Below are 26,190 nucleotides of genomic sequence, written 5' to 3'. Positions count from 1 at the left end.
GGCTCTCCATGCGGCTATGCGTGATTGGTGCGGGTTATGTGGGTTTGGTGACGGCTACCTGCTTTGCCGAAATGGGCAACCAGGTGAGCTGTGTAGAGCGTGATCCCTTCCGCCTGGCGCGCCTTTCCCGGGGCCAGGTACCCATCTACGAACCCGGCCTGGAGCCCATGCTTCAGTCCCATCTCGCCAGCGGCCAGCTGAGTTTCACCGCGAATATAGAAGAGGGCGTGCACCAGGCGGACGTCATCTTCATCGCCGTCGGCACCCCCAGCGGCGAAGACGGCTCGGCCGACCTCTCCCATGTGCTGGGCGTGGCCGACGAGCTGGGCGCCAGCCTCAGGCGCCCCTGCCTGGTGGTCGACAAGTCCACGGTGCCGGTGGGTACGGCGGAGCGCGTCGCCCAACGCATCCATGACGGTCTTGCCGCGCGCGGTCTGGGCTTCAAGGTCCAGGTCGCGAGCAATCCGGAGTTCCTCAAGGAAGGCTCGGCCATCGACGACTTCATGCGCCCAGACCGGGTCATCATCGGCTGTGACGACGCGGAAGCCACTGAACACCTGCGCCGCCTCTATGCGCCATTCCTGCGCAATCACGAACGGGTGCTGGCCATGAGCGTGCGTGCGGCCGAGTTCACCAAGTACGCCTCCAACGCCTTCCTCGCCACCAAGATTTCCTTCATGAACGAGATGGCCGGCATCTGCGCGCGGCTGGGCGTGGACATCGAGGACGTGCGCCGCGGCGTGGGCAGCGACAAGCGCATTGGCACCCATTTCATCTATGCGGGCTGCGGCTACGGCGGCTCCTGCTTCCCGAAGGACGTACGCGCGCTGATCCGCACTGCCGAGCAGGAGGGCATGGAGCCCGGCATCCTGCGCGCCGTGGAGGCCCGCAACGCGTTGCAGAAGACGCTGCTGTTCCAGGCACTGCGCGATCATTTCAGCGGCTTCCTGCAGGGCAGGGTGGTGGCGCTCTGGGGGCTGGCATTCAAGCCGGGTACCGATGATCTGCGCGAAGCCCCCAGCCTGGTGCTGCTGGATGCTTTGCTGCAGGCCGGCGCACGGGTCCAGGCCCATGACCCGGTGGCCAATGCGGGCGTGGCTGCGCGTTATCCGAAGGCGGTCGAATCCGGCCAGTTGCGTCTGGTGGATTCCCCCTACGATGCGGCGTCAGGCGCTGACGCGCTGGTGCTGGTCACCGAATGGAAGCAGTTCCGCCAACCGAACTTCGAGCGGATTCGCGGTCTTATGCGCATGCCCGTGATCTTTGATGGACGCAACCTCTACGAGCCGGCGCAGCTGGTCGAAGCGGGGTTCCTCTATCGGGGCATAGGACGGCCCGCAAGCGGCCATTGTAAGGCGAGTGCCGCGTGATTAGACTGCGCGGCAATTCGCCATAACACCCACCCCAAAGGATCGAAATGATCAAGAAATGCCTGTTTCCCGCCGCCGGTTACGGTACCCGCTTCCTGCCGGCCACCAAGGCGATGCCCAAGGAAATGCTGCCAGTGGTCAACAAGCCACTGATCCAGTACGGCGTTGAAGAGGCCCTGGACGCTGGCCTCAGCGAGATCTCCATCGTTACAGGCCGCGGCAAGCGCGCCCTGGAAGACCATTTCGACATCAGCTACGAGCTGGAGCACCAGATCAAGGGCACCGACAAGGAGAAATACCTGGTCGGCATCCGTCGCCTGATCGACGAGTGCAGCTTCTCCTATACCCGTCAGGTGGAAATGAAGGGTCTGGGCCACGCCATCCTCAGCGGCCGCCCGCTGATCGGCGACGAGCCCTTTGCCGTGGTCCTGGCGGACGACCTGTGCTTGAACCTGGAAGGCGATGGCGTGCTGACCCAGATGGTCAAGCTGTACAACCAGTTCCGCTGCTCCATCGTCGCCATCCAGGAAGTACCGCGCGAAGAAACCTCCAAGTACGGCGTGATCGCCGGCGAGATGATCCGCGACGACATCTTCCGCGTGAACAGCATGGTGGAAAAACCGAAGCCGGAAGATGCCCCGTCCAACCTGGCGATCATCGGCCGCTACATCCTGACCCCGGACATCTTCGATCTGATCGAGCAGACCGAGCCGGGCAAGGGCGGCGAAATCCAGATCACCGACGCCCTGATGAAACAGGCGCAGGACGGCTGCGTGCTGGCCTACAAGTTCAAGGGCAAGCGCTTTGACTGCGGTGGTGCGGAAGGCTACATCGAAGCGACCAACTACTGCTTCGAGAACCTGTACAAGACCGGCAAGGCCTACTGATCGGGCCAAACCCGTGAAAAGGCCGCCTTCGGGCGGCCTTTTTCATTTGTGGCACAAGGTGTTCGCTTTTTCCTGTGGGGGCGAATTCATTCGCTGAGGGCAGCCTAGCTGCCCCTTTTAAATGTTGAAGGGCGAACCTGCGGTCCGCATAGCGATTGAAATCGCCCCTACAACTGCCCCTACGGAATCGGCATCGCCTCCGACCCCGGCCCGAGCGGCTGGCCATAGCTGAACTCCACATAGTTTCCCGCCGGGTCGCGCAGGCCGCAGTAGTAGCCCACGGGATAGGGCTCGTCCCGGGGCGGCCAGATCAGGCAGCCTGCCGTCTCGGCCTGGGCGGCGATGGCGTCGACCCGTTCACGGCTGTCCACGGCGAAGCCGAAGTGGCTGTAGTCGTCCGCGGCGAGGTGGCGGTCGTGGCCCCCGGGCATGATCACGAAAATGAACTGGTGTTCCTTGCCGGGCTCGGCCATCCACACGATCTTCGAACCCTTGGCGGCACGCTCGTGGATGACGCGCATCCCGCAGAAGTCCGCATAGAAGCGAACGCAGGGTTCGAGCTCCGGTACATGAAGGGCCACATGGGTGAGGGTGGGGCGCATGGGGAATCTCCTTCTCGATGCCTCAAGAATAGGCCCGGCAACTGGTCAGAGACAGATCTTCCGGTATGCTGGCGGCTTGATTTATGGAGACTTGCCATGGCTTACGACTTCGACCTCTTCGTCATAGGTGCCGGTTCCGGCGGTGTGCGTGCGGCGCGCTTTGCGGCCGGCTTCGGAGCCCGCGTGGCCGTCGCCGAGAGCCGCTACCTGGGCGGCACCTGCGTCAACGTCGGCTGCGTGCCGAAGAAGCTGCTGGTCTACGGCGCCCACTTCGCTGAAGACTTCGAGCAGGCCAAGGGATTCGGCTGGAGCCTCGATGAAGCCGGTTTCGACTGGCCCACCCTGATCGCCAACAAGAACCGCGAAATCCACCGCCTCAATGGCATCTACCGCAACTTGCTGGTCAACAGCGGCGTCACCCTGCTGGAAGGCCACGCACGGCTTGTGGACCCGCACACCGTGGAAGTCGCCGGTCAGCGTTGCACCGCAAAGAACATCCTCATCGCCACCGGCGGCTGGCCGCAGATCCCGGATATTCCGGGGCGCGAATTCGCCATCAGCTCCAACGAAGCCTTCTTCCTCGAACAGTTGCCCAAGCGCGTGCTGGTGGTGGGCGGTGGCTACATCGCCGTCGAGTTCGCCTCCATCTTCCACGGCATGGGCGCCCAGACCACGCTGCTCTATCGTCGCGAGCTGTTCCTGCGCGGCTTCGATGACGCCGTGCGCACGCACCTGCGTGATGAGCTGGGCAAGAAGGGCATGAACCTGCAGTTCAACGCCGATATCGCCAGTATCGAGAAACAGCCAGACGGCAGCCTGCTGGCCACCCTGCGGGATGGCCGCCACCTGGAAACCGATTGCGTGTTCTACGCCACCGGTCGCCGCCCGATGCTCGACGACCTGGGCCTGGAAACGACCGGCGTCGAGCTGGACGAGCGTGGCTTCGTCAAGGTGGACGAGCAGTTCCAGACCACCGAACCGTCCATCCTCGCCCTGGGCGATGTGATCGGCCGCGTGCAGCTCACGCCAGTCGCCCTGGCCGAAGGCATGGCCGTCGCCCGCCGCCTGTTCAAGCCGGAGGAATACCGTCCGGTGGACTATCAGCACATTCCCACCGCCGTGTTCAGCCTGCCCAACATCGGTACGGTCGGCCTGACCGAGCAGCAGGCGCGCGCCAGCGGTCACAAGGTGAAGATTTTCGAGAGCCGCTTCCGGCCCATGAAACTGACCCTGACCGAGAACCAGGAACGCACCCTGATGAAGCTGGTGGTGGACGCCGAAACCGACCGCGTCCTCGGCTGCCACATGGTCGGGCCGGATGCCGGCGAGATCGTCCAGGGCCTGGCCGTGGCGATCAAGGCCGGCGCCACGAAGCGCATGTTCGACGACACCATCGGCGTGCATCCCACCGCCGCCGAAGAGTTCGTCACCATGCGTACCCCGGTGGGTGCCTGATCCCGAATGGAGAAACTCTTCTACCTTTCAGACCTGTTCGGCGTAGCGGTCTTCGCCATCACCGGCGCCCTGATGGCCGGGCGCAAATCCATGGACCTGTTCGGCGTGCTGGTGATCGCCATCATCACTGCGCTGGGCGGCGGCACGCTGCGTGATGTCATCCTCGGCAACCACCCGGTGAGCTGGATCAGGGACGACACCTACATCCTGGTCGCCTCCCTGGCTGCCGTGGGCACGGTGCTCTGGGTTCGCCTGACCCGGCCGATCAACGAAACCGGCCTGCTGCTGGCGGATGCCTTCGGCCTGGCGGTGTTCACCGTCTACGGCACCGAAGTCGCCCTGCAGCACCACCTGCAGCCGGGCACGGCGGTGATCATGGGGGTGATCACCGGCGTGGGTGGCGGCGTATTGCGCGACATTATCTGCAACGAGGTGCCGCTGATCTTCCAGAAGGAGATCTACGCCATCGCCTGCATCGCCGGTTCCCTGGTCTTCCTGGCCTTGCGCGAGTTGGCTCTGCCGGGCTGGCTGGTCTCTGCGGCGGCGATGCTGGTGGTCCTGCTGATCCGCCTCGCGGCCATCCACTGGAGGCTCTCGTTGCCGCGCTTCCACCTGCTGGACCGGGACTGACCTGTGGGAGCGAGCTTGCTCGCGAAGATCGTGCTTGGAGCTTTTTCGCGAGCAAGCTCGCTCCTACAAAACCGATGGCACTACCCGAGATACCCCTCTCAATTCGTATTCACCACGTTTCCTTCCCGGGATTGCTGGCGAAATCCGGCAAACGCGCGACACTGGATGCAGTCGTTCTTCTCACTTCCGGTTGGAGGAAAGCTGCATGTCCAGAATCGCCCTGTTGCTGGCGCTGCTCCTCGGCACCAGCCTCGCCCAGGCTGAAATCAAGACCAGTGAAATCCCCTACAAAGCCCCGGACGGCACCTCCCTGATCGGTTACTACGCCTACGACGACGCCATCACCGGCAAGCGTCCGGGCGTGGTAGTGGTCCACGAGTGGTGGGGGCTCAACGACTACAGCAAGCGCCGCGCCCGCGATCTCGCCGCCCTTGGCTACAGCGCCCTGGCCATCGACATGTACGGCGACGGCAAAAACACCGAGCACCCGGCCGATGCCCAGGCGTTCATGCAGGCCGCGCTGGCCAGTGCGCCGGCGGCCAAGGCGCGCTTCCTCGCCGGCCTCGATCTGCTGAAAGCCCAGCCCCAGACCGACCCCGACAAGCTCGCCGCCATCGGCTACTGCTTCGGCGGCAAGGTGGTGCTCGACATGGCCCGCGAAGGCGTGCCCCTGGCCGCAGTCGTCAGCTTCCACGGCGTGCTGGCCGCTACTTCGGCCGCCAAGCCGGGCGCGGTCAAGGCCAAGGTGCTGGTGGAGCATGGCGAGAAGGACACCCTGGTGCCCATGGCGTCGGTCAACACCTTCAAGGACGAGTTCGACGCCGCCCAGGTGGATTACCGGGTCGTGATCCAGCCCAAGGCCAAGCACAGCTTCAGCAACCCGGACGCTGATCGCCTGAGCCATGCCGGCCACGGCAGCGAGAAGGGGCCGGATCTCGGCTACAGCAAGGTGGCCGATGAAAACTCCTGGGCCGACATGCAGGCGCTGTTCAAGGAAGTCTTCGGCCAGTAGACGCGTTGGCTAGGCTGAATCAAGGCAGGCAATCCAGGGGGGATCGCTCCATGAGCAAGCTATTGCAGACCTTTTCACCCATCGATGGCTCGGTCTACGTCGAGCGGCCCTGGGCCTCCTCAGCGGAGGTCGCCGCCGCGCTGGGGCGAGCCGAAGCCGCGCGCGGGATGTGGAAGGGCGTGCCGGTTGCCGAGCGTGTGGCCATCACCCGACGCGCGATTGCTGCCTTCGCCGCCCGCGAGGCGCAACTGGCGGAAGAACTCTGCTGGATGATGGGCCGGCCGATCCGCTATGCACCCGGTGAAATTCGCGGCTTCGTCGAACGCGCCAACTGGATGGCTGACATCGCCGAAGACGCCCTGGCCGACATCCGCTTGCCGGACAAACCCGGCTTCACTCGGCTGATCCGGCGCGAGCCGCTGGGTCTGGCGCTGGTGATCGCGCCCTGGAACTACCCCTACCTGACCGCGGTGAACGCCGTGGTGCCGGCGCTGCTGGCGGGCAACTGCGTGCTGCTCAAGCATTCGGCCCAGACGCCGCTCTGCGCCGAACGCATGGTCGAGGTCTTCGCCGATGCGGGCCTGCCGGCCGGCGTGCTGCAGTACCTGCACCTGACCCACGGCGACACCGAGCAACTGATCCAGGCCGAGCCGGTTCGTCATGTCGCCTTCACCGGCTCGGTGGCGGGTGGCGCCATGGTCGAACGCGCTGCTGCCGGACGCTTCATCAGCACCGGGCTGGAACTGGGCGGCAAGGACCCGGCCTACGTGCGGGCGGATGCCAACCTCGCTCACGCGGTGGAGACCGCCATCGACGGCGCGTTCTTCAATTCCGGCCAGTCCTGCTGCGGTATCGAACGCATCTACGTGCATGCCGATCTCTTCGATGACTTCGTCGAGCAGGCCGTGGCGCTGGTGGGCCAGTACCGACTCGGGCGTTCCGACGATCCGGAAACCACCCTGGGGCCGCTGGTCCGGGCGGAAGCGGCGGAGTTCGTTCGGGCGCAGATCCGCGAAGCCGTGGGGCAGGGCGCCAAGGCCCATCTGGACCCGGCTGCCTTTGTGCGCGACGAGCCTGGCAGCGCCTACCTGGCACCGCAGGTGCTGACTGGCGTTCATCACGGCATGCGGGTGATGAACGAGGAATCCTTCGGCCCGGTGGTGGGCATCCAGAAGGTGCGCGACGACGAGGAGGCGCTGGCATTGATGAACGACAGTCCCTACGGATTGACCGCTGCCATCTTCAGCCAGGATGAAACCGCTGCCCTGGAGCTGGCCGACCGGGTGGAGGCGGGCACGGTGTTCCTCAACCGCTGCGACTACCTGGACCCGGCACTGGCCTGGACCGGCGTCAAGCAATCCGGGCGGGGCTGCACCCTGTCACGGGTGGGCTATGAGCACCTGACCCGGCCCAAGTCCTTCCACTTCAAGACCAGCCTGTGAGGCGTCCCATGGACCTGAGCCACTTCCGCATGAACTGGAACTACCCGACCTCGGTGCGCGTCGGCGCCGGGCGCATTGCCGAGCTGAACGCGGCGTGTCGCGAACTGGGCATGCGCGCGCCGCTGCTGGTCACCGACCCCGGCCTTGCCGCGATGCCGATGATCGACGCGGCCCTGCGCCTATGCCGCGACTCGGGGCTCAAGGCCGGGCTCTTCCACCAGATCAAGGGCAACCCCACCGGGCCGAACGTGATGGATGGCGTGGCCGCCTTCAAGGCCGGCGGGCACGACGGCGTGATCGCCTACGGCGGCGGCTCGGCGCTGGACGCCGGCAAAGCCATCGCGCTGATGGTGGGGCAGGACCGTCCGCTGTGGGACTTCGAAGATGTCGGTGACAACGCCTCTCGGGTCAACGTGGCCGGCATGGCGCCGGTGGTCGCCGTGCCCACCACCGCGGGCACCGGTTCCGAAGTGGGACGCGCGGCGGTCATTACCGACGACCAGGCACATATCAAGCGCATCATCTTCCACGCTCGCATGCTGCCGGCCATCGTCATCCTCGACCCGGAACTCACCGTCGGCCTCCCGCCGAAAATCACCGCTGCCACCGGCATGGACGCGCTGTCCCACAGCCTGGAAGCCTACTGCTCACCGCTCTACCACCCGATGGCCGAAGGCATCGCCCTGGAGGGCATGCGCCTGGTCAAGGACTACCTGCCACGGGCCTCCGCCAAAGGCAGCGACGTGGAGGCCCGGCTGCAGATGCTGGTGGCCTCCAGCATGGGCGCCACCGCATTCCAGCGCGGCCTCGGCGCCATGCATGCGCTGGCCCATCCCCTCGGCGCGCTCTACGACGCCCACCACGGCCTGCTGAATGCCGTGCTGATGCCTTATGTGCTGCAGGCCAATCGCGCCCATATCGAAGGCCCCATGGCTCGCCTTTCCCGCTACCTCGGGCTGCCCAAGGCGGGCTTCGCCGGCGTGCTCGACTGGGTGGTGAACCTGCGCAGCGAGCTGGACATTCCCCATAGCCTCGGGGACATCGGCATCGATGATGCGCGTATCGAACAGGTCGGGCGGATGGCGGAAGTCGATCCCTCGGCGGGCACCAACCCGGTGCCGTACGACGCGCAGACCTACAGCCGCATCTTCGAGAAGGCACTGCACGGCAGGCTCTGAACTAATCTGAACAGTGCAGCGGTGAGACCCACCTGATCCGTACCTGCGCGGGCATTTGCCCGCTCCGGGGCGGTTTCCCGGCGTTCTTCCCACATCCACGAACCAGGTCCTCGCCGGTGCACGCCGGCACGCTCCGGCGCGGGCGTCAGGTTCAACTTCGATGGGAGAATGGTCATGACCGAGTCATTCAAGGCGGTCGGCGGCTGCCGGTGCGACGACAACCCGGTGCGCTACGAATACAGCGCCCGACCTGCGGAAGTGCATTACTGCCTGTGCACCGATTGCACTGATACCTGCGGCGGCGCCATGGCGATCATCGCAGTGGTGGACCGAAGCGCCTTCAAGATCACCGCCAATGCCGGCAAGCTCAAGTGCTTCCATTCCAAGTCCACCTGCCACCGCTATTTCTGCTCCGAATGCGGTTGCCACATGTACCTGCACGTGGACAGCTTCCCGGATTTCGAACTGGTGCATGTCCCGACCCTGGACCGCGAGTGCGATGTCGGCGGCAAGCCGGATCGCTATGTGTTCGTGCGTTCCAAACACCCTCTACTGACCCTGCCGGAAGATGGCTTGCCACGTCACGAGGGTTGGGCCAACAGCGGTGAGCCGGTTGAGTGGCAGGCCGGGTGACCGCGCCGTCGAGTGTCAGTCGACGCTGGGCAGTGCCTCGCGGAACGCCTCGAAGGAAGCAGTTGCGTAGCCTTGGCGCCAGACCAGCAGGGTAGGGACCTGCATCAGCGGCAATTGGCGCAGGCGAGATGGCTCGCGCTGCAACTCCAGCACCGAGCGGGGCAGGATGCCGACACTGGAGCCGGCCGCCACGCAGGCGAGGATGGCGTGGTAGGAGCCCACCTGCTGCACCTTCGGCTGCGGGCGCCCATCGGCGGACAACCAGTTCTCGGCGATCTGCCGGTAGGTGCAGCCCTCGGCAAAACCTGCCAGGCCGTTCACCTGGACATCGGCAGGGTTTTCCACGGGCGGATGACCCGTAGGCAGTACCAGCAGCAGCTCCTCCTCGAATACCGGCAGGGCTTCCAGCCCAAGGGAAGAGACTTCCTCGTGCCATGGCCCCTTGCCCTCTGGCCAGGCCACCAGGGCGCAATCGAGACGGCGGGCGAGCACGCCTTCCAGCAGCGCCTGGCTGGTGCCGGTGCTCACTTCCAGTTCCACCTCCGGGTACTGGGCGTGGAAGCGCGACAGTGGGCCGGGCAGGCGACTGGCGGCAGTGCTTTCCATGCTGCCCAGGCGCAGGCGCCCGCCGGGTTGTTGCGGGTGCATGGCCTGGCGCGCTTCGTCCGCCAGGGCCAGCAGGCGCTCGCTGTAGTCGAGGAAAGCCTGGCCGCGATCGGTCAGGGTCATGCGCTTGCCCTCACGGAGGAAGAGGGGCGTGCCCAGTTCTTCCTCAAGCTGGCGAATCCGCGTGGTGACGTTGGACTGCGCCCGCTGCAGGCGCTGGGCCGCGCGGGTCACGCTGTGCTCTAGGGCCACGGCGCGGAATATCTCCAGGCTGGATAGATCCATGGCTAATAATCTCTAATAGAGAATGAATGCTTAAAATTATTCTTTATTTGAGATAGATTGGCCAGGATTTCACGTACAACGGAGTTGCGGCGTCATGTCCATCACCCAACTGCTCGGTATCGAATACCCCATCATCCAGGCCCCCATGGTGGGTGTTTCCACCCCGGCCCTCGCGGCTGCCGTGTCCAACGCCGGCGCCCTGGGCTCCATCGGCATCGGTGCCAGCACGCCGGCCCAGGCCCGCGCCATGCTGGCGGAAACCCGAGCCCTGACCAGCCGCCCCTTCAACGTCAACCTGTTCTGCCATCGCCCAGCTGTGGCCGACGCCCAGCGCGAGGCTGCCTGGCTGGAACACCTGCGACCGCTGTTTGCCGAGTTCGGCGCCGAGCCGCCAGCCAGCATTCGCGAGATCTACAAGAGCTTCCTCGCCGACCCGGAGATGGTGCAGATGCTGCTGGACGAGCGTCCGGCCGTGGTCAGCTTCCACTTCGGCCTGCCGTCTCGCGACTGGATCGATGCGCTCAAGGCGGCCGGAATCCGTCTGCTGGCCAGCGCCACGAGCCTGGAAGAAGCTCGTCTGGTGGAGGCTGCGGGCGTCGACGCCATCGTGGCCCAGGGCATCGAAGCCGGCGGCCATCGTGGCGTGTTCGAACCCGAGAAGGGCGATGCCGGGATCGGCACCCTGGCGCTGGTGAGACTGATTGCCCGCAACTGCCGCCTGCCGGTGATCGCTGCCGGCGGCATGATGGATGGGCAGGGCATCCGCGCCGCACTGGCGCTGGGTGCCCAGGGCGCGCAACTGGGCACCGCCTTCGTACCTTGCCCGGAATCGGCCGCCAATGCCGCCTATCGCGCGGCCCTGAAAGGCGAGCGCGCCCACCAGACGCGCATCACCGCCGCCATTTCCGGCCGCGCCGCCCGTGGCATGGTCAACCGCCTCTGGACCGATCTCGACACCGCCGATGCCCCGGCCCTGCCGGACTACCCGAATACCTACGATGCCGCCAAGGCCCTGCACGCCGCCGCCAGCGCCAAGGGCTGCAACGACTTCGCCGTGCAATGGGCGGGGCAGGGCGCTCCCCTGGCGCGGGAGATGCCCGCAGCGGAACTGGTGAAAGTACTGGTGGAGGAGATGAAGGGCTGAGTCTTCGGCTCCCTGGCGCACTACGTTTCCTGTGGGGGCGAATTCATTCGCGAAGGGCAGCGCAGCTGCCCCCTGAAATCCCTTAGGGCGAACCTGCGGTCCGCATCGCGATTGAAATCGCCCCCACAGAAAGGCGACGAAGGGAGTCGCCTGGATGTCGATCCGATAGCTCGTCCATCGACAAAGGGATGATTAGCTATCGTCATCCCACCCACCAGGAGGTGCGCCATGAGCAAGCGGATTCATACCATCGTCCCGTGTCTATGGTTCGACGACCAGGCGGAGGCTGCTGCCAACTTCTACGTCGGCATCTTCCCCAACTCAAAGATCACCACCATGAGTCGCTATGGCGAGGCGGGCCGGGACGTCCATGGCCGGGAGCCGGGATCGGTACTCACCGTGGACTTCGAACTGGACGGCCAGCGCTTCACCGCCCTGAACGGTGGACCGATCTTCAAGTTCAACGAGGCGGTGTCCTTCCAGATCCACTGTGACGACCAGGAAGAGCTGGACTACTACTGGGACCGGCTTTCCGCCGGTGGCGACCCGAATGCCCAGCAGTGCGGCTGGCTCAAGGACCGCTACGGCCTGTCCTGGCAGGTGGTGCCCATCGCGATGATCAAGATGCTCGAGGACTCGCTGTCGGCGCCGTCCCAGCGCGCATTCGCGGCCATGATGCAGATGAAGAAGCTGGATATCGCGGCATTGAAGAAAGCCTTCGACGGTTGAGGCCGTTGCGGCCCGGAACGGATTCGGTAGCAACATACACATCCGTTCGATAACCGCACGAATAGTCGATTATCGGATTGTTCGGGGTGGGGCCGGGGAGTACTTTTTGCTCACCCGGCGCCCCAAACGCCCTGGATAACAACACGAGATCGACCATGGCTGAAATCATTTCCCTCCGCGAAGCCGTCGAGCGTTTCATCAACGACGGCGACAAAGTAGCCCTAGAGGGCTTCACCCACCTGATTCCTACTGCCGCTTCCCACGAAATCATTCGCCAGGGCAAGAAAGACCTGCACGTGGTGCGCATGACCCCCGACCTGGTCTATGACCTGCTGATCGGCGCCGGCTGCACCCGCAAGCTGACCTTCTCCTGGGGTGGCAACCCCGGCGTGGGCTCGCTGCACCGCCTGCGTGACGCCGTCGAGAAGCAGTGGCCGAATGCCCTGGAAATCGACGAGCACAGCCATGCCGACCTGGCCAACTCCTATGTAGCCGGTGCCTCGGGCCTGCCGTTCGCCGTGCTGCGCGCCTACGCCGGTTCCGACCTGCCCAAGGTCAACCCGAACATCAAGTTCATCCAGTGCCCGTTCACCGGCGAGCAACTGGCTGCCGTGCCTTCGGTTCGCCCGGACGTCACTGTGATCCACGCCCAGAAGGCTGACCGCAAGGGCAACGTGCTGCTCTGGGGCATCCTCGGTGTGCAGAAGGAAGCGGCCCTGGCGGCCAAGCGTTGCATCGTCACCGTCGAAGAAATCGTCGACGACCTGAACGCGCCGATGAACGCCTGCGTCCTGCCCACCTGGGCCCTGACCGCTGTTTGCCACGTTCCCGGTGGCGCCCATCCGTCCTACGCCCACGGCTACTACGAGCGCGACAACCGCTTCTACCAGGCCTGGGACCCGATCGCCCGCAACCGCGAAACCTTCACTGCCTGGATCGATGAGTACATCCGTGGCACCAAGGATTTCAGCGAGTTCCAAGCCAAGATTGCGGAGGCCAAGTGATGAGCTCCTATACCACCAATGAAATGATGACCGTGGCGGCTGCCCGCCGCCTGAAGAATGGCGCCGTCTGCTTCGTCGGCATCGGCCTGCCGTCCAAGGCCGCCAACCTGGCGCGCCTGACCTCGTCCCCGGACGTGGTGCTGATCTATGAGTCCGGCCCCATCGGCGCCAAGCCGAGCGTGCTGCCGTTGTCCATTGGCGACGGCGAACTGGCCGAAACCGCTGACACCGTGGTGCCCACCGGCGAAATCTTCCGCTACTGGCTGCAAGGTGGCCGTATCGACGTCGGCTTCCTCGGTGCTGCCCAGGTAGACCGCTTTGGCAACATCAACACCACCGTGATCGGCGACTACAACAACCCGAAAGTACGTCTGCCGGGTGCCGGCGGTGCTCCGGAGATCGCCGGTTCCGCCAAGGAAGTGCTGATCATCCTCAAGCAGTCCCATCGCACCTTCGTCGACAAGCTGGCCTTCATCACTTCCGTGGGCTTTGGCGAAGGCGGCGACCACCGCAAGCAGCTGGGCCTGCCTGGCAAAGGCCCGGTCGCGCTGATCACCGACCTCTGCATCATGGAGCCGGAAGCCGGCACCAACGAATTCATCGTCACCTCGCTGCACCCGGGCGTAACCCGCGAGCAGGTGATCGAGAACACCGGCTGGGCCATTCGCTTCGCGCCGAATGTAGTCGAAACCCCGGCCCCCAACGACACCGAGCTGACCGCTCTGCGTGCCCTGGAAGCCCGCACTGCTGCCGCCCACGGCCAGCTGGGGGGTGAGGAATGAGTCGCGAGGTCTACATCTGCGACGCCATCCGTACGCCCATCGGCCGCTTTGGCGGCTCGCTGGCGCCGGTTCGCGCCGACGACCTGGCCGCTGTCCCGATCAAGGCCCTGGTGGAACGCAATCCCCAGGTCAAATGGGATCAACTGGACGAGGTATTCCTCGGCTGCGCCAACCAGGCCGGTGAGGACAACCGTAACGTCGCGCGCATGGCGCTGCTGCTGGCCGGCCTGCCGGACAGCATTCCCGGCGTGACCCTGAACCGCCTGTGCGCTTCGGGCATGGATGCGGTGGGCACCGCCTTCCGCGCCATCGCCTCGGGCGAAATGGAACTGGCCATCGCCGGCGGCGTGGAATCCATGTCCCGCGCGCCCTATGTGATGGGCAAGGCCGACAGCGCGTTCGGTCGCACCCAGAAAATCGAAGACACCACCATTGGCTGGCGCTTCATCAACCCGCTGATGAAGGCCCAGTACGGCGTCGATGCCATGCCGCAAACTGCGGACAACGTGGCCGACGACTACCAGGTTTCCCGTGAAGACCAGGACCTGTTCTCCCTGCGGAGCCAGCAGCGTGCCGGTCGCGCCCAGGCCGAAGGTTTCTTCGCCGAGGAAATCGTCCCGGTGGTGATCAAGGGCAAGAAGAGCGAGACCGTGGTCGACCAGGACGAGCACCCGCGTCCGGACACCACCCTCGAAGCCCTGGCCAAGCTGAAGCCGGTCAACGGTGAAGGCAAGACCGTCACTGCCGGCAACGCTTCCGGCGTGAACGACGGCTCGGTGGCGCTGATCCTGGCGTCCGCCGAGGCGGTGAAGAAGCACGGCCTGACCCCGCGCGCGAAAGTGCTCGGCATGGCCAGCGCCGGCGTTGCCCCGCGCGTGATGGGCATCGGCCCGGTGCCGGCGGTGCGCAAGCTGATGGAACGCCTGAACCTGGCCATCGGTGACTTCGACGTGATCGAACTGAACGAAGCCTTCGCTGCTCAAGGCCTGGCCGTGATGCGCGAACTCGGCATCGCCGACGACAGCGACAAGGTCAACCCGAACGGCGGCGCCATCGCCCTCGGCCACCCGCTGGGTGCCAGCGGCGCACGCCTGGTCCAGACCGCACTGCACCAACTGGAGAAATCCGGCGGCAAGCTGGGTCTGGCGACCATGTGCGTGGGGGTAGGCCAAGGCCTCGCTCTCGCCATCGAGAAGGTGTAATCGAGACGTAGGATGGGTAGAGCGGAGCGAAACCCATGCTGTGCATTGATGGGTTTCGCAGGCTCTACCCATCCTACGGATTGCTCATTTGATTGCACCACTGGCCCCACACGGCCGGCTGCTATAAAACGAAACACCATCCTGATTTTGCGGAGCACTGGCTTGAACAGCCCGAGCAACCAACTCTTCGATGCCTACTTCACGGCGCCTGCCATGCGTTCGGTCTTCTCCGACCAGGGCCGGGTGCAGGGCATGCTGGACTTCGAGGCCGCACTGGCCCGCGCCGAAGCGAGCGCGGGGCTGATCCCCGCTGATGCCGTCGCACCCATCGAGGCGGCCTGCAACGCCGAACTCTACGACTTTGCCGCTCTGGCCCAGGCCATCACCAGCGCCGGCAACTCCGCCATTCCACTGGTCAAGGCCCTGGGCAAGCGCGTTGCCGCCCAGAGCAGCGAAGCTGAACGCTATGTGCATCTGGGCGCCACCAGCCAAGACGCCATGGACAGCGGCCTGGTACTGCAATTGCGTGCCGCCACCGAACTGCTGGAACAGGACCTGGCCGGCCTGGCCGAAGCCCTGGCGGTCCAGGCCGAGCGCTTTGCAGATACACCGCTGGCCGGTCGTACCTGGCTGCAACAGGCCACGCCCGTCACCCTGGGCATGAAGCTGGCCGGCGTGCTGGGTGCCGTCACCCGTCATCGCCAGCGCCTGGCCGAACTCAAGCCGCGCCTGTTCTGCCTGCAGTTCGGCGGCGCGTCCGGCAGCCTGGCCGCTCTGGGTGAACAGGCCTGGCCGGTGGCCGAAGCGCTGGCCCGCGAACTGGACCTGAACCTGCCGGACCAGCCCTGGCATACCCAGCGCGACCGCCTGGTGGAATTCGCCAGCCTGCTCGGCCTGATCGCCGGCAGCCTCGGCAAACTGGGGCGTGACCTCAGCCTGCTGATGCAGACCGAAGCGGGTGAAGTCTTCGAGCCTTCCGAGCCCGGCAAGGGTGGCTCGTCCACCATGCCGCACAAGCGCAATCCGGTGAGTGCCGCTGTGCTGATCGGTGCCGCCACTCGCGCGCCGGGCCTGGTGTCGACCATGTTCGCCGCCATGCCCCAGGAGCACGAGCGCAGCCTCGGCCTGTGGCACGCCGAATGGGAAACCCTGCCGGAGCTTTGCTGCCTGGTTTCCGGTGCCCTGCAGCAGGCGCTGCTGGTGGTGCCCGGTCTGGAAGTGGACGCAGCACGCATGCGCCGCAACCTCGACCTGACCCAGGGCTTGGTGCTGGCCGAGGCGGTGAGCATCGCGCTCGCCCAGCGCATTGGCCGCGACGCCGCCCATCACCTGGTGGAGCATTGCTGCCGTCAGGCAGTGAAGGAGGGCGCTCACCTGCGTGCTGTGCTCGGTGCCAATGCCGACGTCAGCGCACAACTTTCCGCCGCCGAGCTGGACCGCCTGCTCGATCCGGCCCATTACCTTGGCCAGGCCCGCCGCTGGGTGGACCGCGCACTGGCCGAACACAACGCATTTTCGCGCTAGGAGTTTTCCATGCCTGCCGTACGACTCGCCGATGGCGACCTGAACTACCTCCTCGAAGGCCCGGCCGGTAAGCCGGTGCTGGTGTTGTCCAACTCCCTGGGCACCGATCTGCACATGTGGGACGCGCAGATTCCCGCCTTCACCCAGCACTTCCAGGTGCTGCGCTACGACACCCGTGGCCACGGCAAATCCCTGGTCAGCGAAGGTCCCTACAGCATCGAGCAACTGGGCGGTGACGTGCTGGCGCTGCTGGATGCCCTGGACATCGAGAAGGCGTATTTCTGCGGTCTGTCCATGGGCGGCCTGATCGGCCAGTGGCTGGCCATCAACGCCCCCGCGCGCATCGAGCGCCTGGTGCTGTGCAACACCGCTGCCAAGATCGGCGCCCCCGAAGTCTGGAACCCGCGCATCGACACCGTGCTGTCCGGCGGCGCCCAGGCCATGCGCGACCTGCGCGATGCCTCGATCTCCCGCTGGTTCACCCCGGATTTCGCCGAGGCCGAACCGGCCAAGGTCGAGCCCATCGTCGGCATGCTGGCGCAGACCTCGCCCGAGGGTTACGCCGCCAACTGCGCCGCCGTGCGTGACGCCGATTACCGCGAGCAGCTTGGTCGCATCAGCGCCCCGACCCTGATCGTCTGCGGCAGTGGTGACCCGGTGACCACCACCGAACATGGCCGCTTCATGCAGGAGCGCATCGCCGGTGCCGAACTGGTGGAGTTCCATGCCGCGCACCTGTCCAACGTGCAGGCTGGCGATGCCTTCAGCCAGCGCGTGCTGGCGTTCCTCACTGCCTGACTATTGATGTAGGAGCGAGCTTGCTCGCGAAGCGGTTCGCGAGCAGAGCTCGCTCCTACGAGGACTTCGAGATGGACGAGAAAGAACGCTACGAAGCCGGCATGAAAGTGCGCCGCGCGGTGCTGGGCGACGCCCATGTGGACCGCAGCCTGCAGAACCTGACGCCGTTCAACGAAGAGTTCCAGGAAATGATCACCCGCCACGCCTGGGGTGACATCTGGACCCGCCCGGGCCTGCCGCGCCACACCCGCAGCCTGGTCACCATCGCCATGCTCATCGGCATGAACCGCGAGGGCGAGCTGAAGCTGCACCTGCGTGCCGCGAAGAACAACGGCGTGACGCGCGACGAGATCAAGGAAGTGATCATGCAGAGCGCGATCTACTGCGGCATCCCCGCGGCCAACGCCACCTTCCACCTGGCCGAAGCCGTGTGGGACGAGCTTGGGGTGGAATCGCTGCAAGGCTGATCCGCCGCAAGACCCGAACGCCGCCCGGACCACGCATCCGGGCGGCGTTTTTTATTGGGTCGGGAAATGCGGACGTAGGGGCGAATCCATTCGCCAAGGGCGACGCAGTTGCCCCAACTGGGCAGACCTTCGGCCTGCTTGGCGATTGAAATCGCCCCCACAGGAAAGGTGTCGGACCGTGAGTCGGAACAGGCTTCCACCTTGTGGGGGCGAATTAATTCGCCAAGGGCAACGCAGTTGTCCCAACTGGGGCAGACCTTCGGCCTGCTTGGCGATTGAAATCGCCCCCACAGGACAGGTGCCGGACCGTGAGTCGGAACAGGCTTCCACCTTGTGGGGGCGAATTCATTCGTCAAGGGCAACGCCGTTGCCCCAAACTGGGCAGACCTTCGGCCTGCGTTGCGATTGAAATCGCCCCCACAGGACAGGTGCCGGGCCGTGAGTCGGAACAGGCTTCCACCTTGTGGGGGCGAATTCATTCGCCAAGGGCAACGCAGTTGCCCCAACTGGGCAGATCTTCGGCCTGCCTCGCGATTGAAATCGCCCCCACAGGATAGGTGCCGCACCTTACATCGAAGCAGGCTTCTACCTTGTGGGGGCGAATTCATTCGCTAAGGGACGCGCAGCGTCCCCATCAGACATCCCACTCCGGCGCGAAGTCCGGGCTGACCACTCGGCGGTCCTTCGGCAGGGCGGCGATCAGGGCGCGGTCCTCATCATCGAGCTGCACCTTGAGGGCATCCAGGTTCGACTGCTGGTTCGCCTGGCTAGAAGCCTTTGGAATCGCGGCTATGCCGTCCTGCTCCAGCAGCCACTTCAACGCCACCTGGCTGGGCAGGGCACCGTGCTTTTCGGCGATTTGCCGAATCGCCGCCTGCTCCGCCGCTTGGCCGCGAGCCAGCGGGGTGTAGGCGGTCAGCGCCAGGCCTTTGCTACGGGCATAGTCCAGTAGGCGCTGCTGGTCGAGCAGGACGTGGTACTCCACCTGGATCGCCGACAGCGGCGCTTCCAGTTCCTCCACCACCCGGCGCAACAGGCCGAGCGGGAAGTTGGCGACGCCAATGCTGCGTGCCTTGCCTTCATCGCGCAGGGCCACCAGGGTTTCGATGCTGCGCGGCAGATCCCAGTCCTTCGTCGGCCAGTGGATCATGAACAGGTCTACCTGATCGGTGCCCAGGGCACGCAGGCTGTCTTCCAGGGACTGGCGCATGGCGGCTGGTTGCAGCTTGTCCCACCAGACCTTGGTGGTCAGGTGGATGGCTTCGCGGGGGACGTGGCTCTGACGCAATGCCTCGCCCACGGCCGCTTCGTTTTCGTAGGCGGGTGCTGTGTCGATGTGGCGATAGCCCAGTTCCAGCGCCTGGCGCACGGCGAGCGTGCATTCCTCGCCCTTCATCGGCCAGGTGCCGAGACCGAGCTGGGGCATGTCGAGTCCATGGCGAGTGGTGAGGTTCCGCATGTGCTGCTCCTTATGCATCAAGGGTAGTGCCTGCCGCATGGCGGCCGGCGATGTAGCCGAAGGTCATGGCGGGTCCCAGGTTGATCCCGCCGGACGGGTAATGGCCGCCCAGTACGCTGGCCATATCGGTGCCAGCGGCATAGAGCCCGGGAATCGGTTGGGCGTGCTCGTCCAGTACCCGTGCCTGGCCGTCGGTGCGCAGGCCGGCGAAGGTGCCGAAACAACCCGGTTGTACTTTCACGGCGTAGAAGGGGCCCTGTTCGATGGGGGCCACGCAGGGATTGGGGCCGTCGTGCAGGGCGTCACCGTTGCGGCGGTTGAACGGGGTACTGCCCCGGCCGAACTCTGGGTCTTGGCCCTGGCGGGCATGGTGGTTGAACTCGACGACAGTGGTTGTCAGGCCCGCCGGGTCGATGCCGCAGGCGTGCGCCAGTTCGACCAGGGTCCTGCCGCGCTTGAGGTAGCCGTTGCGCAGGTGCGGCCACAGCGGTATGGGAGCGGGGCGGGCGAAGCCCAGGCCATAACGGCGCTGGAATCGGTGATCGCAGACCAGCCAGGAACAGCTTTCCTCGCCTTCCGGCACGGCCCGGTTCATGGCGTCGACGTAGTCGTAGTAGCCACCGGCTTCGTTGACGAAGCGCCGGCCATTCTGCAGAACGCCGATGATGCCGGGCTTGCCGCGATCGATGATGTGGGGGAAGTGGCCGAAGGTGCCGTTGGGGTAGGGCACCTTCGAAACCGGTGCCCAGGCCACCGGGGAACGCAGGTCGTCGGCTACAACGCCGCCGGCGGATTCGCCCAGGCGCAGGCCGTCCCCGGAGCAGGAGGCTGGAGGCAGGGCGAGGTTGTCGTGGCCACTGGCATCGCGAGGGAACAGCGCCTTGCGCCGCACCGGATCGTTGGGGAAGCCCCCGGCCGCCAGCACCACCGCCTTGGCGTGGATCGCAACTTCGTGGCCGTCCTGTTCGACCACTGCGCCGCGAACGGTGCCATCTTCAATCAGCAATCGGCGCGCCGGTGCCGACTCCAGCAATTGGACACCCAGGTCATTGGCCGATTTGACCAGGCGCGCCACCAGCGCCACGCCGTTCACCAGGTGCATGGCGCGGCCGTAGCGAGCCAGGTGGTAAAGGTGGGTGAGGAAGCGCCGGGTCACATAGGCGAAGGCCTTCAGCGAGCGGGTCATGCCGAGAAACGCGGCCAGATCGGCGCCGGCCATGATCGGCATGCCCATGAATGAGGTTTCGCGCATGGTCTTGCGCAGACGCGGCAGCAGCTCGCCGACCTCACGGGCATCGTAGGGCGCTGCGATCACCTGGTGGCCGCCGGTAGCTGCGCCGGGCGTGTCGCCATGCATGTCGGGGATGCCGTTGCCGTCGACGAATTGCAGGGCGGTGTGTTGCTCGAAGAACGCGACCATATCCGGGCAGGCTTCGAGGAAGGCGTCCACCAGCTCCGGGCGGAAGTGCTCGCCCAATTCGTTGCGCAGGTAGGTGCGCGGTTGCTGGATGTCCTCAATGATTCCGGCGCGCCGGGCCAGCGGGTTGCGCGGCACCCACATCCAGCCACCGGACCAGGCGGTAGCGCCGCCGAAGACCGGCTCCTTCTCGACCAGAATCACCTTCTCTCCGTGGTGGGCCGCTGTTACCGCCGCAGCCAGGCCCGCAGCGCCGGAGCCGATGACCAGAAGGTCGCAGTCGAGGTGGTTCGGTGTTGGGTTTTCGGCAGGCATGTCGGGGAATCCTTAAATACTGGAACCATGTTCCGTATTTTATGAGCGCTGTTCGCCGCGACCAAGGGCAGGGGGACGCAAGTGGCCGGTCAGCGAACGGAAATCGGGCGTGCCGTTAGAGAGGTTTTGCCCAGCCATAAAAAAAGCCCGCCAGAAGGCGGGCCAAGGTAGTCAAAGCACGCTTACCAAAGGATCAGAGGATCGACAGCGGATAGCTGATGATCAGACGGTTTTCGTCGAATTCGTTGTTGCTGTAGTCGCGGCGGATGCTCGAATTGCGCCACTTCACGTTGAGTGCCTTGAAGGCGCCGGACTGGACCACATAGGCCAGTTCGGTTTCGCGGATCCATTCCTTGCCGTCGGTCACGCTGCCTACGTGGGCGTCCTCGCCGCTGATGTACCGGTTCATAAGGGTCAGGCCGGGAACGCCGAGGGCGGCGAAGTTGTAGTCGTGGCGAACCTGCCAGGACTTCTCGTCGGCGTTGTCGAAGCTGGAGTTGTAGCTGTCGTTGGCCAGGGTGCCGCCGCTGGTGCCGTTGACGCGCATCCAGGCGTCGTCGCCGGTGACTTTCTGCAGGCCGACGTAGAAGGTGTTGCCGCCGTACTTGGCCGACAGCAGGGCGGACCAGGTCTGGTTGTCCAGGTCGCCGGCCAGCGCCGAGCCGTCTTCCTTGCCGGTGAAGTAGCCGAGGTTGGCGCCCAGGGTCCAGTCGCCCACGGGCTGGCTGTGCACCACCTGCAGGTATTGCTGCTGGTAGATGTCTTCCAGCTCGGCGTACCACAGGCCAACCAGGGTGCGCTTCTCGTTGAAGGCGTATTCGCCGCCGGCGAAGTTGAAGCGGTCCGAGGTGAAGGCCGCTTTGCCGTTCATGGACAGGTCTTCCATGCTCGCGTCGTTGCGCGGGCTGTTCTGGCGGAACTGGCCGCCGTAGAGGGTCAGGCCGTCGATCTCCTGGGAAGTCACCTGGCCGCCCTGGAAGGTCTGCGGCAGGGAGCGGCCGTCATCGGAACGCAGGATCGGCAGCACCGGCATCCACTCGCCCACCTTCAACTCGGTCTTCGATACGCGCATCTTTCCGGCCACGGCCAGGCGGCCGAAGTCGTCGGCCGGGCGGCCATCGTCATGCACCGGAAGCAGTTGGGTGCCCTTGGTGCCCTTGCCGCCGTCGAGCTTGACCGACAGCAGGCCGAGCATGTCGACGCCAAAGCCCACCGGGCCTTCGGTGAAGCCCGAGCGGGCATCGAGGATGAAGTTCTGGGTCCATTCCTCGGCCTTGCCCTGCGGGTTAGTCGGGTTCACGAAGTTGCGATTGATGTAGAAGTTGCGCAGGTTCAGCGTGGCGGTGGCGTCTTCGACGAAGCCGTGCTCGTCGGCGGCCTGGGCGGGCAGGGCGGCCAGGGCGACGGCGGCGGAGAGGATGCACGGGACAAAGGTTTGGACCTGGCGGCGGCTGGAATTCATGCTCGTTCTTGCCTCTTTGATTGTTGTTTTCGGGTGCGCAAAAGCCCCTTCGCGGCGGTTGCGCGAATGCAGGTGGGGGTTGGAGCTATGGGGGCGTCAGCGGACTTTGCGGCGCTCGATCAGACGGGCGAGACCGCGTTGCAGCCGGTTGCCCAGATGCTCGCCGTTGGCCAGCTGGACCAGGGCAATGGAGGCGAACGGCGACGCGCAATCGAAGAGTGGCCCGGGTATGGGCGGCAAGGCATCGGAGGTGCGGGGCTGGAACATCGTTTCGACCTTTCTTGTATTTATGTCGGTAAAAGGCGAGGCGTTGCTGGGATCGCAGGCTGGTTGCGGCAACGCCTCGCGCCTGGAACCGATAGTGAAATCCGCAGGTCCCGCGTTCAATCCGCCGGAAGCGCTTTTGTTCGATTATCGAACTAAAACTAACCATTCCGTACATTTCTCGTGCCGATCTGCATGAATGCGCTGTCGCAGTTCCAGGTTTCGTAAGACGGGTGTTGTCTTCTAGAATCGGCGCACACTCAGGAGGACCTATCCCCCATGGCCGGTAGCCAGATCGAACGCGCCTTCAACCTGATCGAACGTCTTACCAGCGACCCTCGCGGCCTGCCCATGCAGACCTTGGCCGATGAGCTGGATATTCCCAAGAGCGCCACCCACCGCATGCTGGCCGAGCTGATCCGCCTGGGCTACGTGCGCCAGAACCAGGAGAACAGCCGCTACCAGTTGTCCACCCGGCTGGTGGCAATGGCGTTCCGCTACCTGGCCAGCAGCGGCGCCGACATCGTCCAGCCGATCCTCGATCGCCTGGCCGGGGAGACTGGTGAGCTGGTTCGCCTGGGGGTGATCGAAGGGGATCGCCTGACCTGGATCGTCAAATCCCAGGGCGCGCGTTCCGGCCTGCGCTACGACCCCGACATGGGGCGCGATGCGCCGCTGTTCTACACCGCTTCCGGCCATGCCTGGCTGGCCAGCCTGAGCGACGCCGAGGCGCTGGGTCTGGTGGAGCGCCAGGGAGTGGGCGACCCGGCCAGCTTCGGGCCCAACGCGCCGCGCTCCAACATCGAACTGCTGGAACGCCTGCGTATGGCTCGCGAGCATGGTTATGCCTGGGTCGTGGAAAGCTCGTCGGTGGGCATGTCAGCCCTGGCTGCGGTGGTGCGCGATCCGCGTACCGACAAGGCCATCGGTGTACTCAGCGTCGCCGGCCCGACCGCGCGCCTGCCGGTGGAGCGCATGCATGAAGTGGCGCCGCTCCTGCTGGAAGCCGTGGCGGAACTCTCGGCAGCCAGCCAGGCGTCCGAGTTCTTCGTTTGACTGCATTCCTGTAGGGACGAATTCATTCACCAAAGGGCCGCGCAGCGGCCCCATGCTGGTCCGCAGGGCATCCCTTCGGGCTGCCTGGCGATTGAGATCGCCCCTACCGATTTCTCCTCCCTCCTACAAATTCGCGAATCCCGCGTTCGTCGCGTCGGTCGAATTTACTTCTTGAGATTATTTGGAACTACGTTCTAAATATTGCGAATCCAATTGTGGAACTGGATTCCGAGAAGATCATGACTGAACGCGTTTTCTCCCTCGCCGCTCTGACTGTCCTCGAACTCTCGCCGCCAGAAATGGTGGAAGTGGCCGCGAGCACCGGCTACAGCCACGTCGGGCTGCGTCTGGTACCGGCTACCCCTGAAGAGCATCACTTCCCGCTGGTGGCCGACGTCGGGCTTCGTCGCCAGACCCTTGAGCGCCTGCGCGATACCGGCGTACAGGTGTTGGATATCGAGATCCTGCGGCTAAAGGCGGAAACCCACGTGCCCGACTTCGAGCCGATCCTCGCGGCTGGTGCCGAGTTTGGTGCCACTGAGGTGCTGGTGGCAGGCAACGACGCCGACGAGGCGCGCCTGACCGACAATTTCGCCGCCTTCTGCGACCTGGCCGCGCAATTCGGGATTCATCCGAGCCTGGAATTCATGCCCTGGACCGACGCCCGCAATCTCACCCAGGCGGTACGCATCGTGGAGAACGCGGGGCGGAAGAACGGCGGCGTGCTGGTGGATGCCTTCCACTTCAACCGTTCGGCGTCGTGCCTGGGCGACCTGGCGCGGGTCGCGCCGGCCCGTCTTCGTTACGTCCAGCTCTGCGATGTGGCCGGGCCGCGTCCGGACGACATGGAGGAAATCCTGCGTCAGGCGCGCAATGAACGGCGTTTCCCAGGCGATGGCGACAGCGACCTGATCGGCCTGCTGCGTGCGCTGCCAGCGAACATTCCCCTGAGCCTGGAAATCCCCACGCGACAGCTGATGGAGCAGGGCGTCAGTGCCCGGACGCGCGCGCAAATGGCCATGGACAAGGCGCAGGCACTGCTCCAACGCCTCTGAGATTTCACCCTTCGCGCGGCCGGCTGGGCCGCGTTCTTTTTTCGAGCAACCCATGAGCGCCAGTACTCCGCTGTCCGGTACCAACCAACCGCTGCGGGGATCCTGCTTGTGCTGTTGGCCACCTTCCTTTTCGCCGGGCATGACGCCCTGTCCAAGTTCCTCGGCGGCCTCTATCCGGTGGTGATGGTGGTGTGGGCCCGGTACCTGGTGCACACACTGCTGATGGCCGGGATATTCCTGCCCCAGGCGGGTCTGCGCGTATTGCGCACCAGGCGTCCGTTGCTCCAGGTGCTGCGGGCGTTGAGCCTGCTCAGCACCAGCCTGCTGTTCACTGCCGGCCTGCAATACATTCCGCTGGCGGAGGCCACGGCGGTCAACTTCCTCGCTCCTGTCCTGGTGACGGCGCTGTCAGTACCGCTGCTCAAGGAAAAGGTCACCAGGGGACAGTGGGCGGCGGTGGTGATGGGGTTCGTCGGCGTTCTGGTGGTCGTCCATCCCGGCGGCGACCTGTTTACCCCGGCCATCCTGTTTCCCTTCGGTTCGGCCCTGGGTTTCTGCTTCTACCAGCTGCTCACACGCAAGGTCGCGGCCCACGACAGCCCCACCACCAGCAACTTCTTCGCCGGCCTGTGCAATACCCTGGCGATGAGCGCCTTGGTGCCGTTCTTCTGGCAGGTGCCGAACCTGGGCCACGGCTTGCTGATGCTGGCCCTGGGCGGTGCCGGGATGACCGCCCACCTGCTGCTGACCCAGGCCTTTCGCCTGGCGGCTCCGGCCCTGCTGGCGCCCTTTGGCTACTGCCAGATCGTGTTCGCCGGCCTGCTGGGTTTCCTGATCTTCTCCCACACGCCGGACGCCACCAGCCTGGCCGGCATCGCCATCATCTGCCTGAGTGGCCTTGGCGCGGCCTGGATGCAGCGAGGCAGGTGAGGGCTGCGCGCTGGCTTTCACAAGGAAGGGCAGGACTGCGTCCTGCTTGGCGATTGAAATCGCCCCTACGGGAATGTGCCGGAGGTGGACCGAGAGTCACCCCTCGCCCGCTGGGAGAGGGGCCGGGGGAGAGGGTGGTCACCGGCTGGCTTGGTGGCCGGTCCTTTCGCGAATAAGTTCACTCCCACAGGGCAGGACTGCGTCCTGCTTAGCGATTGAAATCGCCCCCACAGGACTGTGCCGGAGGTGGGCCGAGAGTCACCCCTCGCCCTCTGGGAGAGGGGCTGGGGGTGAGGGTGGCCACCGGCTGGCTTGGTGCCGACCATTTCGCGAATAAATTCGCCCCCACAGGACTGTGCCGGAGGTGGGCCAGAAGTCACCCCTCGCCCGCTTGCGGGAGAGGGGCCGGGGGTGAGGGTTGCCACAGGCTGGCTTGATGCTCAGCTACTTTGCGAATGAATTCGCTCCCGCTGGTCAATCGA

At 65.2% G+C, this 26,190-nt stretch carries 24 protein-coding genes and 1 pseudogene; 19 read left to right on the top strand and 6 right to left on the bottom strand.

All coding sequences use genetic code 11. The features are described from left to right. Positions 1–8: 8 nt before the first annotated feature. Together E8F06_RS24240 and galU are read left to right on the top strand one after the other, a co-directional pair. Positions 9–1,370, top strand: coding sequence for a UDP-glucose/GDP-mannose dehydrogenase family protein (locus E8F06_RS24240; RefSeq protein WP_280371817.1), 1,362 nt, complete (start codon positions 9–11; stop codon positions 1,368–1,370). Positions 1,371–1,417: 47 nt separating this feature from the next. Continuing rightward, positions 1,418–2,257: a UTP--glucose-1-phosphate uridylyltransferase GalU gene (galU, locus tag E8F06_RS24235; protein WP_028628025.1), complete on the top strand. Its 840-nt coding sequence runs from the start codon at positions 1,418–1,420 to the stop codon at positions 2,255–2,257. Positions 2,258–2,436: 179 nt separating this feature from the next. On the opposite strand, the gene E8F06_RS24230 is transcribed toward galU, so the two are convergent. Continuing rightward, positions 2,437–2,859 (bottom strand): VOC family protein, encoded by a 423-nt coding sequence (locus E8F06_RS24230; RefSeq protein ID WP_280371815.1) that lies wholly within the window; start codon positions 2,857–2,859, stop codon positions 2,437–2,439. Between the two features lie 96 nt (positions 2,860–2,955). On the opposite strand from E8F06_RS24230, the gene gorA reads away from it, so the two are divergent. The 6 genes from gorA to E8F06_RS24200 all read left to right on the top strand — a co-directional run bounded on the left by gorA (position 2,956) and on the right by E8F06_RS24200 (position 9,209). Then, on the top strand, positions 2,956–4,314 hold the full coding sequence (gene gorA / locus E8F06_RS24225; protein ID WP_280371813.1) for a glutathione-disulfide reductase: 1,359 nt from the start codon (positions 2,956–2,958) through the stop codon (positions 4,312–4,314). Positions 4,315–4,320: 6 nt separating this feature from the next. Beyond that, positions 4,321–4,944, top strand: a complete 624-nt coding sequence (locus E8F06_RS24220) for a trimeric intracellular cation channel family protein (protein WP_280371811.1) — start codon at positions 4,321–4,323, stop codon at positions 4,942–4,944. A gap of 205 nt (positions 4,945–5,149) precedes the next feature. Beyond that, positions 5,150–5,956 carry a dienelactone hydrolase family protein gene (locus E8F06_RS24215; RefSeq protein WP_280371809.1) on the top strand — a complete coding sequence of 269 codons (807 nt, stop codon included), beginning with the start codon at positions 5,150–5,152 and terminating at the stop codon, positions 5,954–5,956. Between the two features lie 50 nt (positions 5,957–6,006). Continuing rightward, positions 6,007–7,398 carry an aldehyde dehydrogenase family protein gene (locus E8F06_RS24210; RefSeq protein WP_280371807.1) on the top strand — a complete coding sequence of 464 codons (1,392 nt, stop codon included), beginning with the start codon at positions 6,007–6,009 and terminating at the stop codon, positions 7,396–7,398. 8 nt (positions 7,399–7,406) lie between these two features. Continuing rightward, entirely contained in the window at positions 7,407–8,576 is a 1,170-nt protein-coding gene (locus E8F06_RS24205; RefSeq protein ID WP_280371805.1) for an iron-containing alcohol dehydrogenase, read from the top strand. Between the two features lie 174 nt (positions 8,577–8,750). Further along, on the top strand, positions 8,751–9,209 hold the full coding sequence (locus E8F06_RS24200) for a GFA family protein (protein ID WP_280371803.1): 459 nt from the start codon (positions 8,751–8,753) through the stop codon (positions 9,207–9,209). A gap of 15 nt (positions 9,210–9,224) precedes the next feature. On the opposite strand, the gene E8F06_RS24195 is transcribed toward E8F06_RS24200, so the two are convergent. Further along, on the bottom strand, positions 9,225–10,100 hold the full coding sequence (locus E8F06_RS24195) for a LysR family transcriptional regulator (protein ID WP_280371801.1): 876 nt from the start codon (positions 10,098–10,100) through the stop codon (positions 9,225–9,227). A 94-nt stretch (positions 10,101–10,194) separates the two neighbouring features. On the opposite strand from E8F06_RS24195, the gene E8F06_RS24190 reads away from it, so the two are divergent. From E8F06_RS24190 to pcaC, 8 genes are all read left to right on the top strand, one after another. Then, on the top strand, positions 10,195–11,244 hold the full coding sequence (locus E8F06_RS24190) for a nitronate monooxygenase (protein WP_280371799.1): 1,050 nt from the start codon (positions 10,195–10,197) through the stop codon (positions 11,242–11,244). A gap of 228 nt (positions 11,245–11,472) precedes the next feature. Beyond that, positions 11,473–11,973, top strand: coding sequence for a VOC family protein (locus E8F06_RS24185; RefSeq protein ID WP_280371796.1), 501 nt, complete (start codon positions 11,473–11,475; stop codon positions 11,971–11,973). Between the two features lie 155 nt (positions 11,974–12,128). Then, a complete protein-coding gene (locus E8F06_RS24180) occupies positions 12,129–12,977 on the top strand; it encodes a CoA transferase subunit A (protein ID WP_077526576.1) in 849 nt (282 codons plus the stop codon). Beyond that, positions 12,977–13,759 carry a CoA-transferase subunit beta gene (locus tag E8F06_RS24175; RefSeq protein ID WP_280371795.1) on the top strand — a complete coding sequence of 261 codons (783 nt, stop codon included), beginning with the start codon at positions 12,977–12,979 and terminating at the stop codon, positions 13,757–13,759. The genes E8F06_RS24180 and E8F06_RS24175 overlap by 1 nt, the downstream gene beginning before the upstream one ends. After that, entirely contained in the window at positions 13,756–14,961 is a 1,206-nt protein-coding gene (gene pcaF, locus E8F06_RS24170; RefSeq protein ID WP_280371793.1) for a 3-oxoadipyl-CoA thiolase, read from the top strand. Before E8F06_RS24175 ends, pcaF begins: the two co-directional genes overlap by 4 nt. A gap of 162 nt (positions 14,962–15,123) precedes the next feature. Continuing rightward, complete coding sequence (locus tag E8F06_RS24165; protein WP_280371792.1) at positions 15,124–16,485, top strand: 3-carboxy-cis,cis-muconate cycloisomerase; 1,362 nt, start codon at positions 15,124–15,126, stop codon at positions 16,483–16,485. Positions 16,486–16,494: 9 nt separating this feature from the next. Beyond that, a complete protein-coding gene (gene pcaD, locus E8F06_RS24160) occupies positions 16,495–17,283 on the top strand; it encodes a 3-oxoadipate enol-lactonase (protein ID WP_280371790.1) in 789 nt (262 codons plus the stop codon). 71 nt (positions 17,284–17,354) lie between these two features. Further along, positions 17,355–17,750 (top strand): 4-carboxymuconolactone decarboxylase, encoded by a 396-nt coding sequence (gene pcaC / locus E8F06_RS24155; RefSeq protein ID WP_028628006.1) that lies wholly within the window; start codon positions 17,355–17,357, stop codon positions 17,748–17,750. Between the two features lie 634 nt (positions 17,751–18,384). Here pcaC and E8F06_RS24150 read toward each other — a convergent pair. The 4 genes from E8F06_RS24150 to E8F06_RS24135 form a co-directional block, all read right to left on the bottom strand. Next, on the bottom strand, positions 18,385–19,209 hold the full coding sequence (locus E8F06_RS24150) for an aldo/keto reductase (protein ID WP_280371788.1): 825 nt from the start codon (positions 19,207–19,209) through the stop codon (positions 18,385–18,387). 10 nt (positions 19,210–19,219) lie between these two features. Beyond that, on the bottom strand, positions 19,220–20,941 hold the full coding sequence (locus E8F06_RS24145; protein ID WP_280371787.1) for an FAD-dependent oxidoreductase: 1,722 nt from the start codon (positions 20,939–20,941) through the stop codon (positions 19,220–19,222). 193 nt (positions 20,942–21,134) lie between these two features. After that, a complete protein-coding gene (locus E8F06_RS24140) occupies positions 21,135–22,403 on the bottom strand; it encodes an OprD family porin (protein ID WP_280371785.1) in 1,269 nt (422 codons plus the stop codon). Between the two features lie 96 nt (positions 22,404–22,499). After that, on the bottom strand, positions 22,500–22,670 hold the full coding sequence (locus E8F06_RS24135; RefSeq protein ID WP_280371783.1) for a hypothetical protein: 171 nt from the start codon (positions 22,668–22,670) through the stop codon (positions 22,500–22,502). A 276-nt stretch (positions 22,671–22,946) separates the two neighbouring features. Between E8F06_RS24135 and E8F06_RS24130 the strand changes: the two genes are divergently transcribed. The 3 genes and pseudogenes from E8F06_RS24130 (at position 22,947) to E8F06_RS24120 (ending at position 25,708) form a co-directional block, all read left to right on the top strand. Beyond that, entirely contained in the window at positions 22,947–23,723 is a 777-nt protein-coding gene (locus E8F06_RS24130; protein WP_280371780.1) for an IclR family transcriptional regulator, read from the top strand. Between the two features lie 239 nt (positions 23,724–23,962). Next, positions 23,963–24,778, top strand: a complete 816-nt coding sequence (locus E8F06_RS24125; protein WP_280371778.1) for a sugar phosphate isomerase/epimerase — start codon at positions 23,963–23,965, stop codon at positions 24,776–24,778. A gap of 52 nt (positions 24,779–24,830) precedes the next feature. Beyond that, a pseudogene (locus E8F06_RS24120) lies at positions 24,831–25,708 on the top strand (DMT family transporter). Positions 25,709–26,190: the final 482 nt, after the last annotated feature.

It is taken from the genome of Pseudomonas sp. BN411, assembly GCF_029871235.1.
GTDB lineage: Bacteria > Pseudomonadota > Gammaproteobacteria > Pseudomonadales > Pseudomonadaceae > Metapseudomonas.
The sequence above is the reverse complement of the archived record's forward strand: the minus strand, read 5'-3'. Positions and strand labels throughout refer to the sequence as shown.